This window comes from Methylobacter sp. BBA5.1 (genome assembly GCF_000746145.1).
Classification (GTDB): domain Bacteria; phylum Pseudomonadota; class Gammaproteobacteria; order Methylococcales; family Methylomonadaceae; genus Methylobacter; species Methylobacter marinus.
This window is the reverse complement of the sequence record NZ_JQKS01000053.1, coordinates 1-16393: the sequence shown is the minus strand read 5'-3', so window position 1 is coordinate 16393 and position 16393 is coordinate 1. Positions and strand designations below refer to the sequence as shown.

Below are 16393 nucleotides of genomic sequence, written 5' to 3'. Positions count from 1 at the left end.
TCATGATTATCAATTGTTAGAGCGGTGTTGTCGTCAACAGAGACATCAAGCTTTTGTTTAGCAACATCAACACCAATCATCTGCAATTTTTTGATAGGCGCTGATTGAACCTCTATAGGGTCTGACATAATAATTACCTTTAGCACTCATTCTTGTAAAATACGGAATCACAACGTGTTCCTGACAACTGTTCGAGTTTTAAAAAGTAGGCTGAAGCGATCTTTGCTGCATGACGATGTTATTAAATACACCTAAGTCGTGTCGGTCTACCTCAGCCTTTTTTCACTAGAATTCCTATTCTAATGAAAACGCGTTAAGTTGCTTGGTTTTAATCATACAAGTCGTTGAATAGGAACAGAAATCCTGCCTCACGCGGATCTTGTTTCATTCCCGTTCCTAAAGGGCTGGCGCGTCAATATCCAACGCCGCGTTTTTGAATGGGGTGGTCACCTTTATAGCCATGGCATTCTTCTTTATCTGATTTTCTTCTGTCAGCCAGACCAATAAATCGTAGTAACTGCGAATATTTTCCACATATTGAACCGGTTCCTTGCCTCGGGCATAGCCATATTTGGTTTGTTTATGCCATTTTTTTTGCGCGAGTAAAGGTAGTCGCTGTTTTACGTCCATCCATTTGTCAGGATTGCCTCCCTGTTTTTTAGTTAATAGCCTGGCGTCCTCAAGATGGCCAATGCCAACATTGTACGATGCCAAAGCAAACCATGTGCGATCCGGTTCAGGAATCCGGTCCGATATTATCCGGAGTCTTTGCTGAAAATAACGTGCGCCGCCGTCAATGCTTTGGGCTGGATCCGTGCGATCGCTAACCCCTAGTTGCGCTGCTGTATCATGCGTTAGCATCATGATGCCCTGGACGCCGGTAGGTGAGACAGCCTGGCTCAGCCAGTGCGATTCCTGATAACCAATGGCGGCCAGTAATCGCCAGTCTATATTGTATGTTTCCGCGGCAGCATGAAAATGGTGCAGATAGGTTGGCAGCCTGCTTTTTTTATGTTCGCGGAATTTGCAGTTTCCCACGTAGCTTAAGCGACTGGTGTGGCCATAATGCTTTTCAATCAGTTGGTCCAGTGTTTTATCTTCTTTGATGCGGTTGAAAAAACGAACTACTTCGTCGTATAGGCTGGTGTCATTCGATGAGTTTAAGGCCCATGCAAGCTGGCGAGGTTCGCTAACATCGAAGGCAATGTTGAGTTTAGGGTAAAAGCGGCGGATCAGAAGCGCTTGATTTGAGTCGGCAAGGGTGTAGTCGATGAGGCCTTCATTGACCAGATACAGTAAGCTGCCGGTATTCAATTCGTCATTGATATTCCAGGTCAGGTCTGGGTTTTCCTGTTGCAGTGAGATGAGGGTGTCAACGTGACTGGTGCCCTTAACGACTTCGAGAATGCCGCGGGTCAAGCTGTTGATGTCATGTGGCCGACGATTGCCGGACCGGTAAATCAATTGTTCAGTGACTTCATGATAGGCTGGCGCAAAGCGCATTTTTTGTTGGCGCTGTTTTGTAATGGTAAGCCCGGCGGCGGCAATGTCAGCTTCACCTTTGGAAATCCGGGTCAAAATATCGTTGAAGGTCGCGGGAACATTGAATTCAGCTTTAACGCCAAGATGATTGGCGAACAGCGTCACCAAGTCATATTCCAGTCCGGTAAAACCTTCAGGGCTTTGATAATAAGTCGTTGGATCAATCCGGGTCAGAACATGAAGGGTTCCGTTACGTTTGATTCGTTCCAGTTTGGTTTGCGTCAGAAAACGGGTATCGCAAGTGGTCAGCAAAACCGCAAAAATGAAACCAATAATTAGTCGGGTTATTTGAATCAAAACTCAGGCATTTTCTTGATTTCACATAATCGAAATTGCATCTCTATCACTAAAAAAGGAATTACTAACAAATTGCATTGGAAAAAAAACTATTCGAACGCTTGTTGTCGCCCGGAACTGGGAAGAGTCATGTTATCGCAATTGTTTGTAAGCATTGATCAGTGCATTGGTGGAGCAATCGTGGCTTGTGATGGTTTCATCATTCTGAAGCTCGGGAAGTATGGCTTGAGCCAGTACTTTTCCGAGCTCAACGCCCATCTGGTCAAATGAATTGATGTTCCAGATCACGCCTTGAACGAAAATTTTGTGTTCATACAAGGCAATCAGTGAGCCTAATGTTTTGGGCGTCAGTTTCTTGAATAAAAACGCGTTGGACGGCTTATTGCCATCGAATACTTTTGAAGCGACTAGTACCGGATCGATCCGTTCGGTAGGCGTCAGTTCTCGTTTGACTTCCTCGGCTGATTTGCCTTTCATCAATGCTTCCGGTTGCGCCAGGAAATTTGAAATCAAAATATCATGATGTTCAGGCAGGTGATAGTGACTTTGCGCAGGTGCCAGAAAGTCGCACGGGATGAGTTTGGTGCCCTGATGTATAAGCTGATAAAAAGCATGCTGGCCATTGGTACCAGGTTGGCCCCAAATAATCTGTCCCGTGCTGTAATCAACTTTTTCACCGTTCATATCGATGCTTTTGCCGTTACTTTCCATATCGCCTTGCTGAAAGTAATCGGCTAAATAGCGCATGGACTGATCGTAAGGCAAAATAGCATGCGATTCGGCATTAAAGAAGTTGTTATACCAAATGCCCAGCAAGCCCATGATGACCGGGATGTTTTTTTCAAAAGGCGTATTGCGGAAGTGTTGGTCAACCTCATAAGCGCCTTGCAGCAATTGCTCGAAATTATCCATGCCTACATATAATGCAATGGATAGGCCTATGCTTGACCAGAGTGAATAACGTCCGCCGACCCAGTCCCAGAATTCGAACATATTGTTGGCATCTATCCCGAACTCGGCAATCCTGTCGACATCGGTTGAAATGGCGACAAAGTGCTTGGCAATCGCTTTTTGATCTTTAGCGCTGGCCAGCAACCAGTTTCTCGCGGATTTCGCATTGGTCATGGTTTCATGCGTATTGAATTTCTTTGACGCGACCAGGAACAAGGTTGTTTCAGGGGATAAGGACTTTAATGTTTCAATAAGGTCAGCCTGGTCCACGTTGGAAACAAAGTGCACTTTTAAGGCATCTGTAGCATAAGGCGTCAGTGCTGTTGAAGCCATTTTCGGGCCTAAATCAGAGCCTCCGATGCCAATGTTGACGATATCAGTGATAGCCTTGCCGGTATAACCTTGCCATTTGCCTGAGCGAACGCTGTCGCAGAAGGTGCGCATTTTAGCGAGAACCTTGTTGATTTGAGGCATTACGTCTTGTCCGTCCACATAAACCGGTTGATTGCTTCGGTTACGCAAGGCGGTATGCAAAACGGCTCTATGCTCGGTGTTATTGATGATAGCCCCTGAAAACATGGACTGGATTTTTGATTCGAGCCCTGCATGTCTGGCAAGCTCTATAAGTAAAGGCAGGGTCTGATCGTTTATCCTGTTTTTGGAATAATCAAAAAGGATATCGTTAAATGTCAGGGAGAACTTGTTGAAACGATTGCTGTCACCTTCAAAGCTGTCGCGCATTGAATGCTTGTGGATCTGATGATAATGATTTTGTATGGCTTTCCAGGCGTCTGATGTGGTCAGAGATGACATTTTGATGAGTTCCGGCTGAATAAAATTAGTATAAATTTTAAGAAAAGGACCCTAATGATGACAATAGCACTTAAGGGTGTTATCAATTGTTTGTATTATACTTTTATAGAGTCTGACTTTCCATCAATTCCTTTATTTGTCTAGGGCGATATGCTAGAGTTGCAAGTTGCTATGAGCCAAGTATAGAGCAAATACAGGTTTTATAGGCTCAAGCTATGTAAATAGGGGCGATTACATTTTTCCTAATAATAATAAATTATTTATTTATCAAAACTGGAAGGTAATATGAATAGAGCACTAATATTAAAGAAGATTTTCCTAGGGCTCCTGGGGTTGTTTTTTTCTGCTTCGCTGTGGGCGCACGGTGGCGCGGCCGGTACTGATACCGACCAATGTAAATTTGAACTGGAGCCGGGCCACTGGCTTCACTATACCGCTTATCAACCTAAGGCGTTTCCGGCTGAGGATTTCTGCGGCAACATTCCAAATACCGATACATTAACCCAGCTTGTATTCGATTATCAGGACGTCAGATACAGAAGCATGGCGGTTGAATTCGAAGTGACCAAAGAACCTGAAGGTACTCGGGTATTCTTTGAGGAAGCTAAAAAACATAAATCAGGCACAGTGGTTTTAACTTTACCTAATGGTGTGCCGGAAGTAGGCAAGTATCTGATTCATATTACGCTGGTGCCGGACCAAGGCGAAAGATTGGATGCGCATATGGGCTTCGTGGCTGGCAAAGGCCAACAAGTGAGCAGCAGCAGTATACTTTTATATGCATTTTTTGCATTTGCTGGTTTATATGTTTTGTATCTGTCAAACGCGGGCTTCAAGCGTACAATCGATGGGTTAGTTGCTAAAATCAAAAGCTAATTATCGATAGCATTAAGTCTTACAGTACTGGAACTTCCTTGACGTCCTGGTAATCTCATTACAATGTTGATGTTATTTATGCATAGTGATAGTGAATTTAGCCAAAGACGGAATCAACAAAGTTAATGTGCGGATCAGTTTTTTGAATGCAAAAATGCCAACTCGGCAAGATTTTGATGTGCCGCTTAAGTCTTAATTGGATATAGATACAACAGTTTATGTTGAATCTAAATCGAGGCTATCCTAGAAATAGTATCTGGAAGTTTTTGGGCAAGGGAGTTGCATTCAAAAAATTTCTGATCAGTTTTTTATGGTTTTTTCCATAGGAAACATAATCGTTGATTGTTCCAAATAAAAGAGGAAACTTACTAATGATGAAGTTGTTATCAGTTGCGATGATAAGCTTTCTTTTTTCCGTACCCGTCATGGCTGCGGAAGAATATGAAGAGCATAATTCGCTCATGAGTCACGGTGATGGCCATTTAATGGATATGGGCGGCGGCATGGTGATGGGGCAAAATGCCGATACGTTGCCTGGTGGTTGCGATAAGATATCCGAGACCCGGGAAATTACTGTTCATGCCGGCCATAAATATGCCGAGAAGTTCCCGGGAAGAATGTTCGCGTTTGATACTCAGGAATTTAATTTTAAACCCTGCACGAAATTGACAGTTCATTTTGTCAATGATGATAATATTCGTCACCAATGGATGATGCATGGCTTGCCTAAGTATTTGTATAATAAAGGTATGTTTCATCTGGAAGTAACGGGGCCCGCTAAAATTTCCGGTACATTAATTCTTCCGCCCGGCGATAAAACCTATCTGGTGCATTGTGACATTGCCCAGCATATGGAAAAAGGCATGAAAGCGCAGTTGAAGGTGGGTAAGGGTGATGGGGATCTACCTAGTATTCCCGGTGTGACGGATTACGTCATACAAGATGATTATTCAGGCATTCCGCCGGTAACAACCGCCGCTGTTGCGGGTAATACGAATGTTCAGGCTCCGGCAGCGCTGCCGAGTGGTGCGCCTGCAGCCGCACAGGAACAAGAAGACGGATCGATGATTTCGGGAATGACCGTGATCGGTTTGGCAATCGGCTTGCTTCTGGCGCCGTTTCTGGCTCGCAAGTTTAAAGGTATGAGTGCATCGGAAATAGTAACTTATATCTTTGATTTACTAAGATCGATTATCGAGCTAGTTGTAAAATTGCTGTCTGATGTGGTTAAGCTGGTCGTTTCCAGCAAGAACAAGACACTGCCCGGAAGCTAAATTCCGGCATTATAAAAACCCCTGTGCTTTTTGCTACAGGGGTTTTTTTTTGGGAGAAAAATAAGTGGAAGAGGCGTTGGTTGGAATATGGGGATTGTTTATCAGTGCCTTTATATCATCGACAATTGCTCCAGGCGGGTCTGAAGCTCTTCTGGCTTATATGGTAACGGCCGGCGATTATCAGGTTGAGCAATTGTTAATTATTGCTACTATAGGCAATACGCTGGGAGCCATGACAACGTGGGGTTTAGGTGTCTTGGCCGCTAATAAATTTCCTATTGCGGCATTGCTGCCGGAGAAGAAGCAAAAAGCGCTTGAGTTAGTGAAAAGAAAAGGCGTCTGGGCCTTGTTTTTTTCATGGCTGCCATTAGTGGGCGATGCGTTATGTTTTGCTGGCGGTTGGTTGAAGCTTCCCGTATTGCCAGCTTGTTTAATCATTTTATCAGGTAAATTTGCCAGGTACGCCGTAATTGCCTGGATGTTTATATAAGGCTATGCCAGAAAATCTATGATGAGGTCAGATTTCATATTCGATGAGGTAAACGATGTTACGTCATTTCCCCCCCGTTGAGGGGCCTTATGTGCACAGAAAGCGGGATTATTTTATAGCGGCTTTTACTTTTTTTTGCGTGGCGGTCTGTTTGATGACTGATGCGGATGCCACGTTGGAGAAACAAAATGCGCTGGGTGTCTGTGGCTGGGTTTTTTTAACCGGCTTATTGCTCGGAGAAAATAAAGAAGTCAGAACGCAGGTAATTATTGCCATCATTTTTGCCACGATAGGGGAACATTTTGCTTCCCCTTTTATGGGAGGCTATACCTATCGTTTTGAAAATGTCCCGGCTTATGTGCCGCCCGGTCATGGCATGGTTTATTTAACGGCCGTGGCATTGGGGCGTTCAGGACTGTTTTTAAGATATGCCCGAAAAATCGCCCTATTTGTAGTGCTTGTGTGCGGTGCTTGGTCTGCCTGGGGAATCAGCGGTTATGCGGAGCAAGGTGATTATGTAGGCGCTTTGCTATTTTGCGTTTTTCTGATCTATCTTTTTAAGGGCCGCTCGCCCATGGTTTACCTTTCTGCCTTCTTTATTACCACTTGGCTTGAACTTATAGGTACGGCAGTCGGAACTTGGACCTGGGCGGCTATCGATCCGGTATTGAATCTGCCGCAAGGCAATCCACCTAGCGGCGTTGCCGCCTGGTATTGCCTTGTGGATGCGGTGGCGATGGGAGGCGCGGCACCGCTGTTAAGAGTTTTAAAAAATGTCAAATTACGCATCAAATCCGATAAATCGCGTGATAATGCCTATCAAGGCGCTGGTAATGAGTAGTTCGGGTAATTTGATAGCGAAGCAGCAATAAAAGAGGGCTGGATCAAAGATATTGATCCAACCCTTTCCTTGCCCGAATAAAATTCTGTTCATGCAAGCGTCCCATCAGTCGTTGGAAGTTTTGATCATGCCGGCTTTGGTCGTTTTGTCGGTGCCATAGGTGCAAAACAGGTATGGCAAAGCGGCCTTCCTTACGCTTAATGCCGTTATGTATCAGACGAATCACCAAATCAGAATCTTCATAGCCCCAACCTTCAAAAAGTTCATCGAAGCCGTTAACCTCGACAAAGTCATTTTTCCAGATGGCCAGGTTACAAGTCATCGCTTTTTGCCAGCGGCTTGGCTGAGTTAGCCGTAGCCGTCCCAAGGGCAAGCGTATCAGTGGAGTGATTCTATTTATCTTGTTTGTGAGCCACTGCGAAATAAAATAAGTTATTGATTGATTATATAGAGAAATATTCTCATTCAGGACTTCCCGGGTAAAGCTTTCAGTCAAGAGTATGCGGTTTCCAGGGACAAAGTGGTCTTTAGCGGCCAGACGGCGATGAGTCTTGATAAAGTCCGGGAAAACTATGCAATCCCCGTCGATAAAAATCAGGTAATCGCCTTGACTGCGAGCCACTGCTTTATTCCGGATTGTGCCGGCTCTAAAGCCCTGGTCGTCATGACGGATGTGTTGTATCGGTATTGAACTGCCGGCGTAACGATTTGTTATTAATTTCGCAGTCGCATCAGTTGACCCATCGTCCGCGACAAGAATTTCGAAATTTCTGTCTTCCTGGCTTAAAAGGCTTTGTAAACTGGCCGCCAGTGCTTCTGGCCAGTTATAGGTTGTGATAATGACGGAAATCAGACTCATGCCTTCGGCTCCTTGCCATGCTGCATATCCAGCAGCTTCAGATATTTATAATAAGTCCCTTCGGCATTGGATATCGCGAGCATGAGGCCTTGCTCTCCATCCAGAAAAGCGGCTTTCAAACAGTAAGTGCGAAAAAATGTCCAGAATCCTTTAACTATTGCTTGTAGTAGAGTGGTTCTTTTTCCGGCCAAGTACAATTTTTCAGCACCCAGTGATGAATAACTGTTGATTTTATGCAGAACTTCATTCGGATCGACAAAAGCCTCATGAAGCAGAGGCGTTGTTAAGCGCTGAACAGTGCCGTCGACAATGATGCGCTCGTGGACCAGGTCTTCGGTAAAACGTCCGCGCTCGCGTTGAAATAGGCGCAGGACATGATCAGGCCACCATCCGCCGTGCCTGATCTGTCTGCCGCAATAGCTCGAAAGGCGGGGTATCTCAAAGCCGGCTATGTGGGTGTGGCTCATGGCTTGTTCAAGTGCTTTTCTCAGTTCAGGCGTTACTTGCTCGTCGGCGTCTATGGATAAAATCCATGGTTGGGTTGCTTTATCGACGGCGCGCTGTTTTTGTATGCCGAATCCGGGCCAGTCGGTTTCAAAAACCTTATCGGTATAGCGGCGGCAGATGGCGACCGTGTTGTCTTCACTGCCTGAATCCAGAACAATAATTTCATCCGCCCACGCGACAGACTCTAGGCAACGGGCAATATGCGCGGATTCATTTTTAGTGATAATAACTACGCTGAGCATGGTTTTGTCTTGAATGGCAGCGTTGAAAAGCATAAGGCTATAATGGCGCTAAACCAGTGCCCTTCGGTGAAGTCGAGAATTGTGGAGTTAAAAAGACTGTTGATGGCAAGCGCAACCAATACGCCCTGAGCGAACCACTGGTATTCATTGAGCAGTTTTAGCGAGCATTGGTATTGGCTGAACAAAAAAGCTAAAAATAATAACAGGCCGAGTATGCCGATTTGTACGGTAATCATCAAATATTCATTGTGAGGATTGTTGGATGCAATGTCGGCCTTTGCAGCCACTCTGCTATATTCGACCGGATAACTGCCGGTTCCATGGCCCAGCCAGGGTTTTTCGGCGATGAGCGCCAGTGAGTGTTTCCAGAAAGTCAATCTTTGCCCCATGGATGTGTTCGTTTCACCGGTTTCGGAATGCAAATAGTTTTGGGTTTGCGAAAAGCCTTCATTGATGCGGTTTGCTCTATCGGAACAGGTGATAAACAGGAAAAGTAGTGCAAACGTAGCGGTAATAAGCAATACCGCCTTTTTTGCGCTGAACCGCTGGATATAAAAAAGCAGCATTAATAGCAGAAAGATCAATTGACCGGTGCGGCCGGACACGAGGAAGAACAAATTGTGAATGCATAGAACCAATAAAGCGATATAGAGCTTGCCGTATTTGCCCTCTTGCAAAGACTTATGCATGCAGAAAAAAGCAAAAAAAGCGATTAAAAGGCTGTGAGTGATTCGGTTCTTGATAGAGGGGTCTTCCGGCTGCATATAATCGATCATGCCGAAATAAATAGCATAAGAGCCCAGCAGCGTCACAATAGAGGCAATAATGAAGGCATTCCATGCCCAATGTCTGATAAATTCAGATTGAAAAAATGGCGGCAAGATGGCCAGTAGCAAGAGTTCACGATATTTGCTGAGTGTGGAAAAGGCATTTACGGGGGCGGCCGTGCTGTAGGTAACGCCTAAAGCCAGATAAAGAAATAGTAATACAGCAAATAAGATTACCGGATTCTGCTTTATGAACATCGGTAGAGTCATAAATTGCGCCGAGCTTACCCATAAAAAGGCTAATGCAATTGAAAGCACAACCGTTAAAGCGGTAGAAAAAGGCAGGGTCAATATCAATAAAATGGCAAGATAGCCACCGATATCAATGATTAAAGGCTGGGATTTAAAAAACAGTTTTTTAAAGGGCATGAGTCGCTTGTTAAAGTTGGAATGGCTCTAATTTAAGACCTTCAGAATGTCTTTCTTAACAGTTTCAGGACTGATATTTTCCAGACAAGCGCTACGGCTTTGTCGATTTCGGTCACAACCTTCCTGATGGCAAGGCACGCAATCTGCCACGCCCTGAATTAAATAGACATTATTCACCTGTTGGTTGCCCAGTTTCTGAAAAGGATTTGCGTCATTGCTGTAATTGATGGGCCAGGGTGCCCATTTAACCGGATTCGTAGGCCCATAAAGCGCGATCACAGGCGTTGCCGTAGCGGCGGCCAAATGGGTTATGCCCGTGTCGGGGCCGATGTATAATTTTGCCTTGCTGATAATGTAGGAAAGTTGAGAAACCGTGGTTTTGCCTGCCAGATTTGTGACCTCTACCGATAATCGTTGGTAGATGCGCTCTACATAGTCAATTTCTTCCGGCGCCGGGCCGCCCGACAAAATAACCTTTAAGCCTGTCTCCTGGAGAAATTGTGCTATTTCAACCCAGCCATCGATGGTCCAGCGTTTATAATGCCACATTGGATAGGCATGAATGACGGCATAGGCTGAATGATTGGCTGGCAAGAGCGGTATTTGATTATCGGCCGGGCACGGAGGGACCAACGCATGAGCTCTGGGGATGCCTAAGAGATCTGCCAGTTTCAATAATTGCAGCACGGTGTGGGTATTTTCATCATCGAATTCAGTCCAATATTGAATAAAATTGCGTTTCCATCCACCTTTTTGATCTTTTTTCGGCACTACTGCAACACGCACGGGGGCGGCTAGAAAACCATAGATAAATGGACGGTCTCCTGTTTGCGTAATGACGGCCAGGTTATATTTTCTGAATAGTATCGAAATCAGGCTTCGGTAATCTGCGCGTGACGGACGTAAAGGTGTGGTTATTATTCGAGCGATATCCGGATTGCCCTCCATCATGGCGGCCGTATTACTGTAAACCAATACATCAATTTGAGCCTGGGGGTATGCCTCCCGTAGCGAGTGGATCAATGGCGTGGTCAGTAAAACATCACCCAAATGACGTAGGGCAATGACCAATATTCTGGCGGGAGGTGCTAACGGTGGTTTTTTTTTCATTCGGCGGTGGATTTCAACCTTTTGGTAATTCCACTGTATTTTACAGTCTTGTCACGGAATGTGTATAGCGTTGGCGCCAGATGAAACCGGGTTGATAAGGTCATCAGATAAAAGGTCATTACGGTCTTTTTAATAAGGATGGTAATATTTCGCTCATTTAGACGTCATTAAGTACTGTCGCGGCATATGAATATATGAATTTTAACAGGGTATGAAAAAAGAATCTGAAGCAAGCATTCAAATATATAAGCGGTTATTAAGCTATGTAAAACCACATCGAGGCCTTTTTTTCATCAGTATTCTAGGTTTTCTGATTTATTCAGCTACTCAGCCGTTATTTGCGGCATTGATCAAACATATTATCGATACGTTGCAAACTGAAGCGCGCGAGGGAATGTATTACTTGCCGTTATTCTTCAGCGGTTTGATCATCGTGCGAGGAGTGGGCGCTTATTTAGGCAATTATTTTCTGGCTAAAGTCTCCTGTAATGTCGTGCACGCGTTGAGGTGCGAAATCTTTGACCATTACGTATGCCTGCCTACCGCTTATTTTGACGCAAATAATAGCGGTTATATGATTGCAAGGGTCACCAATAATGTGGGCGAGGTTACCAAGGCCACTACCGATGCAATACGTACCTTTGTTAGAGAAGGCTTAACCGCAGTTGGTCTGCTGGGCTATTTGTTCTACTCAAACTGGATGTTATCGATGGTTTTTGTCGCCATAACACCGGTTATTGCCTTGCTAGTCAGTTATGTCAGCAGGCGGTTGCGTACCATCAGCAAGAAAATTCAGCAATCGATAGGCGATATAACCCATATTACTTCGGAACTGGTAGGCGGCCATCGAATCGTGCGCAGCTATGGCGGCGAGGACTATGAGCGCCGGCGGTTCCGGGAAAGCAGCTTGAATAATCGGCGGCAATCGTTAAAGCTCGCCACGACGCAAGCAGTGCACAATCCGATCATACAATTCATTATTGCCATAGCCTTATCGCTTTTAATGTATATGGCATTGTTTTTCATGAAGCAATCGAGTACGGGGGAGTTTGTAGGCTATTTGACGGCGGCATTTTTATTGCCTCGACCCGTCAGGCAGTTAACCGAGATCAACGGCGACATCCAAAAAGGTATTGCGGCGGCCGAATCCTTGTTCGAGGTTTTGGATGAGCCGGCAGAGCAAAATGACGGCACTTATCAAATCGATCGATGCAAGGGCTTGTTGGAATTCAAAAACGTATCTTTTCAATATCCTGGCGCCAACGAGTTGGCATTAAGGAACATCAGCTTCAAGGCCGAACCGGGACAGACTATCGCATTGGTTGGAGCTTCCGGCGGCGGCAAAAGCACATTGGCTAATCTGATTTCCCGTTTTTATATGCATAAAACAGGCGATATATTGCTCGATGGCGTTGAAATTAATACTTATGAATTAACGAATTTAAGAAAACAGCTGGCGCTCGTTAACCAGCAAGTCACTTTATTCAATGATACGATAGCCAATAATATCGCCTACGGCACGCTGGCAGATACCGATAGAAACGATATTATTGCCGCTGCAACCGATGCTTACGCGATGGAGTTCGTCAGTAAACTGGAGTCGGGCCTTGATACCGAGATAGGCGAAAACGGCGTTAAATTGTCGGGTGGGCAAAGGCAACGATTAGCCTTGGCAAGGGCGCTATTGAAAGATGCGCCAGTTCTGATATTGGATGAGGCTACTTCGGCATTGGATACCGAATCGGAGCGCTATATACAGGCGGCCTTGCAAAAAGTCATGAGCAACAGGACAACGCTGGTGATCGCTCACAGACTATCAACGATAGAAAGCGCTGATCTGATTTTGGTTATCGATCATGGCCGGATTGTGGAAAAGGGGACTCATAGAGAACTCATCGAGAAAAACGGCGCTTATGCCCGGCTGCATCAAATGCAGCACAGGAATATCCGGGATAAAGCGATTGCCGATTGATCATGCTGAATTTTTAAGTAAAAACACTATTTTTAGTGATGCGGAAAAGCCTTTTAAGGCTATGAGGAAATTATTTTGAAAGCATTTATTTCTGAGCTTGAAGAGCACAGAGAAATGATGACGCGTTTAGCCGATTGTTCCAAGGAGATAGAGGAGGCTGGAGCGCTGTTGATCAATACGCTAAAGAAAGGCGGAAAGGTTTTATTATGCGGTAATGGCGGCAGCGCCGCTGATTGCCAGCATATTGCGGCGGAACTGGTGGTCAGATACGAAAAAAAACGACGGGCGCTGGCGGCTATTGCTTTAACGACGGACACTTCCATTTTAACAGCGCATGCCAATGATTTTGAGTTCGAAACGGTTTTTTCACGTCAGGTGGAAGCCCTCGCCAGCGAAAAAGACTGCTTGGTGGCCATTTCCACATCGGGGCGCAGCAAAAATATTCTGAAAGCGGTTGAAGTTGCTGAATCCAAAGGCATGGCGGTTATTGGTTTAACGGGCGGCGAAGGCGGCGAATTGTGCAGGCAGGCTACGCTCTCGATTAGGGTACCCTCGACTGTGACGGCAAGAATTCAGGAGGCGCATATATTGATAGGCCACTGGTGGTGCGGTGTGATTGAGGAGGCAGTAAATGTTGGCAGCAGCGCCTGAATTCGGTCAGGCTCATATTATTGTCATGGGCGATGTCATGCTGGACCGCTATTGGTCGGGACAGGCGAGCCGGATTTCGCCTGAAGCGCCCGTGCCGGTGGTTCGGGTAAAAAATATCGAAGATCGTATTGGCGGGGCGGGTAATGTCGCACTGAATATCGCCAGGTTAGGCGGCCGAGTTACATTACTGGGCGTCATTGGCGATGATGTCGAGGGCGGGATTCTGCGTAAATTGCTGGAAGCGGAAGGCGTCGCCTGTGATTTTGTGGTCGAGCCTAGCATTCGCAGTATCTGTAAACTGCGGATCATGGCGCAGCATCAACAACTGATTCGGCTGGATTTCGAAGAAACGCCTTTGAATGTTAATAAAGAAGCTTTATTAACACGGCTCGCGCGGCATCTGCCCGGAAGCGATGCGGTTGTTTTCTCCGATTACGGCAAAGGCACCTTGACGCATGTGCCGGAATACATAGCACAAGCCAGGCAGGCAGGCGTCAAGGTTCTGGTCGATCCTAAAGGCGTTGATTATGAGCGCTATGCACAAGCCGATGTCATAACGCCAAATCTGTCCGAATTGCAGGCCGTAGTCGGCGTATGCGCCGACGAAAACGGCTTGATTGAAAGTGGCCGGTCGTTGTTGAAACGACATCAAATCGGCACGCTGTTGTTGACGCGCGGCGAGGCCGGCATGACGCTGATACAGGATGCGCATGTACATTCCCTTCCGGCTCAAGCCAAGGACGTGTTCGACGTAACCGGGGCGGGCGATACGGTCATTGCGGTGATGGCTTTAGCCGTGGCGATTGGTAAAACGCTGCATGATGCAATGTATCTGGCCAATCTGGCTGGTGGTATTGTCGTTGGCAAGCTTGGAACCTCGACTGTCTCCCTATTGGAATTAATGCGGGCCATGCATGGCGAACGCGATTCGCAATACGGTGTTGTTTCGGAAGAGGAATTAGCTCGGATTATTGACAGAGCAAAAGCCAATGATGAACGGATCATTATGACTAACGGCTGTTTTGATCTACTGCATGCCGGTCACGTTACTTATCTGGAGCAGGCCAAGGCTTTGGGTGATCGATTGATTGTCGCGGTTAATTCGGATGCGTCGGTCAGGCAGCTTAAAGGCGATACGCGTCCGATTAATCGTTTGCAAGAGCGCATGATGGTTCTTGCGGCCTTGGCCTGCGTGGACTGGGTCGTGTCGTTCGAAGAGGAAACGCCAGAGCGCTTGTATTGCAAACTATTACCTGATGTCATCGTTAAAGGTGGAGATTATCGTCCCGAAGAGGTTGCCGGAGGGGATTGCGTTATAAAAGCGGGAGGCGAAGTGAAGATTTTACAATTTGTTGACGGTCAATCGACAACGGCCATGATTAAGAAAGCGAGGGGGGAGGAATGATTGTTGTTACCGGTGGTGCGGGGTTTATTGGCAGTAATATTGTTCGTGCGTTAAACGAACGCGGAGAGAGCAATATATTGCTGGTCGATCATCTGGTTAACGGCCGAAAAATGCATAACATTGCTGATCTGGATATTGCCGATTACATGGACAAGGCGCAATTCATAGAAAAAATAGAGTCGCCAACTTTTTTAAACGACATTAAGGCGGTTTTTCATCAGGGGGCTTGTTCCGCGACCACGGAGTGGAATGGTCAGTTCGTCATGATGAATAATTACGATTATTCAAAACGCCTGTTGCACTGGTGCATCGCCAAAAATGCGGCTTTTATGTATGCATCATCGGCCTCGGTTTACGGTAATGGCGAACATGGTTTTCGTGTCGATCGTAAATGCGAGCATCCGATCAATATGTATGCCTATTCAAAATTTCAATTCGACCAATATGTTCGACAGTTACTGCCCAATACGAAGAGCCCGATTGTCGGGTTTCGCTATTTCAACGTCTATGGTCCGAGAGAGCAACACAAAGGCTCAATGAGCAGCACCGCATTTCACTTTAACCGCCAGGTTATAGAGCAAAAGCGGGCTAAGCTGTTTTCAGGTTGTGACGGTCTGGCAGATGGCGAGCAAAAGCGAGACTTTGTTCATGTTGATGATGTGGTCGATGTTAATTTGTGGTTCCTGGATCATCCGGACCGGCACGGCATTTATAATGTCGGGACCGGGCAAGCGGAGACATTTAATACCGTCGCGCGATCGGTCATCGAATGGCATAAGGAGGGGAGCATCGAATACATTCCTTTTCCCGAGCATTTAAAAGGCGCTTATCAGAGTTATACGCAGGCGGATATTTCCGGTTTAAGACAGGCTGGATATAGCAAGGCGTTTATGGGGGTTAAGGAAGGCGTTACCCGATATTTGAACTGGTTAAATTCAGCAGCTAATAAATATTGGCCGGAACAAAAATAATTGCTTGACGATTAAAAAAAGATCGGTAGAATATGCCCTTCTTTCGGCGGCAGGTTGTCCGGAAGGGGTTCAGGGACAGAAAAAAAGTTGACACTGAGGTTGACAAGCAGAGCGGATCGGTTATAATGGTCGGCTCTTCGGGGTTGAGCGATTGGCTCCGGTTTTTCAGGATGAAAAATAAAAGCAACAAGGGGTTGACAACGGGTTTTGACTCTGTATAATAGTCGGACTCAGCGGGGCTTTAAGCTCCACGCTCTTTAAAAGTCAGATCAAAATAATTTGTGTGGGTGCTTGTGATGATTATTTTAGTTGTAATAAATAATCGAGCAAGAACAAACACGTCGATTCAACATTTACGTTAAGTTTTTGGTCGAGCCAAGATTGGTCACTCATCTT

The 16393-nt window shown here is 45.9% G+C and carries 14 protein-coding genes; 8 read left to right on the top strand and 6 right to left on the bottom strand.

Annotation, left to right across the window (positions count from 1 at the left end; genetic code table 11):
• Positions 1 to 396: 396 nt before the first annotated feature.
• Both mltF and pgi read right to left on the bottom strand, forming a co-directional pair.
• A complete protein-coding gene (gene mltF, locus EK22_RS20955) occupies positions 397 to 1839 on the bottom strand; it encodes a membrane-bound lytic murein transglycosylase MltF (RefSeq protein ID WP_020158986.1) in 1443 nt (480 codons plus the stop codon).
• Between the two features lie 132 nt (positions 1840 to 1971).
• Complete coding sequence (pgi, locus tag EK22_RS20950) at positions 1972 to 3603, bottom strand: glucose-6-phosphate isomerase (protein ID WP_020158987.1); 1632 nt, start codon at positions 3601 to 3603, stop codon at positions 1972 to 1974.
• A 285-nt stretch (positions 3604 to 3888) separates the two neighbouring features.
• Between pgi and EK22_RS20945 the strand changes: the two genes are divergently transcribed.
• The 4 genes from EK22_RS20945 (at position 3889) to EK22_RS20930 (ending at position 7084) form a co-directional block, all read left to right on the top strand.
• Positions 3889 to 4479 (top strand): hypothetical protein, encoded by a 591-nt coding sequence (locus tag EK22_RS20945; RefSeq protein ID WP_027147209.1) that lies wholly within the window; start codon positions 3889 to 3891, stop codon positions 4477 to 4479.
• A 371-nt stretch (positions 4480 to 4850) separates the two neighbouring features.
• The gene (locus EK22_RS20940; RefSeq protein WP_020158989.1) at positions 4851 to 5753 is read left to right on the top strand and encodes a cupredoxin domain-containing protein; all 903 of its coding nucleotides are present in this window, start codon (positions 4851 to 4853) and stop codon (positions 5751 to 5753) included.
• A 64-nt stretch (positions 5754 to 5817) separates the two neighbouring features.
• Positions 5818 to 6243, top strand: coding sequence for a YqaA family protein (locus tag EK22_RS20935; RefSeq protein ID WP_020158990.1), 426 nt, complete (start codon positions 5818 to 5820; stop codon positions 6241 to 6243).
• Between the two features lie 55 nt (positions 6244 to 6298).
• Positions 6299 to 7084, top strand: a complete 786-nt coding sequence (locus tag EK22_RS20930) for a hypothetical protein (RefSeq protein WP_027147210.1) — start codon at positions 6299 to 6301, stop codon at positions 7082 to 7084.
• A gap of 43 nt (positions 7085 to 7127) precedes the next feature.
• Here the strand turns inward: EK22_RS20930 and EK22_RS20925 are convergent, their stop codons facing one another.
• The 4 genes from EK22_RS20925 to rfaQ are packed head-to-tail and all read right to left on the bottom strand — an operon-like array spanning position 7128 to position 10998.
• Positions 7128 to 7943 (bottom strand): glycosyltransferase family 2 protein, encoded by an 816-nt coding sequence (locus tag EK22_RS20925; RefSeq protein WP_020158992.1) that lies wholly within the window; start codon positions 7941 to 7943, stop codon positions 7128 to 7130.
• On the bottom strand, positions 7940 to 8692 hold the full coding sequence (locus EK22_RS20920) for a glycosyltransferase family 2 protein (protein ID WP_036254114.1): 753 nt from the start codon (positions 8690 to 8692) through the stop codon (positions 7940 to 7942). Before EK22_RS20920 ends, EK22_RS20925 begins: the two co-directional genes overlap by 4 nt.
• Entirely contained in the window at positions 8680 to 9888 is a 1209-nt protein-coding gene (locus EK22_RS20915; RefSeq protein ID WP_051962010.1) for an O-antigen ligase family protein, read from the bottom strand. The genes EK22_RS20920 and EK22_RS20915 overlap by 13 nt, the downstream gene beginning before the upstream one ends.
• A 27-nt stretch (positions 9889 to 9915) precedes the next feature.
• Positions 9916 to 10998 (bottom strand): putative lipopolysaccharide heptosyltransferase III, encoded by a 1083-nt coding sequence (gene rfaQ, locus EK22_RS20910; protein ID WP_027147211.1) that lies wholly within the window; start codon positions 10996 to 10998, stop codon positions 9916 to 9918.
• A gap of 211 nt (positions 10999 to 11209) precedes the next feature.
• Between rfaQ and msbA the strand changes: the two genes are divergently transcribed.
• The 4 genes from msbA (at position 11210) to rfaD (ending at position 15997) form a co-directional block, all read left to right on the top strand.
• Complete coding sequence (msbA, locus tag EK22_RS20905) at positions 11210 to 12970, top strand: lipid A export permease/ATP-binding protein MsbA (protein ID WP_020158996.1); 1761 nt, start codon at positions 11210 to 11212, stop codon at positions 12968 to 12970.
• Positions 12971 to 13045: 75 nt separating this feature from the next.
• The gene (locus EK22_RS20900) at positions 13046 to 13621 is read left to right on the top strand and encodes a D-sedoheptulose-7-phosphate isomerase (protein WP_027147212.1); all 576 of its coding nucleotides are present in this window, start codon (positions 13046 to 13048) and stop codon (positions 13619 to 13621) included.
• Positions 13602 to 15026 carry a bifunctional D-glycero-beta-D-manno-heptose-7-phosphate kinase/D-glycero-beta-D-manno-heptose 1-phosphate adenylyltransferase HldE gene (gene hldE, locus EK22_RS20895; protein WP_036254113.1) on the top strand — a complete coding sequence of 475 codons (1425 nt, stop codon included), beginning with the start codon at positions 13602 to 13604 and terminating at the stop codon, positions 15024 to 15026. Before EK22_RS20900 ends, hldE begins: the two co-directional genes overlap by 20 nt.
• On the top strand, positions 15023 to 15997 hold the full coding sequence (gene rfaD, locus EK22_RS20890) for an ADP-glyceromanno-heptose 6-epimerase (protein WP_036254112.1): 975 nt from the start codon (positions 15023 to 15025) through the stop codon (positions 15995 to 15997). Before hldE ends, rfaD begins: the two co-directional genes overlap by 4 nt.
• Positions 15998 to 16393: the final 396 nt, after the last annotated feature.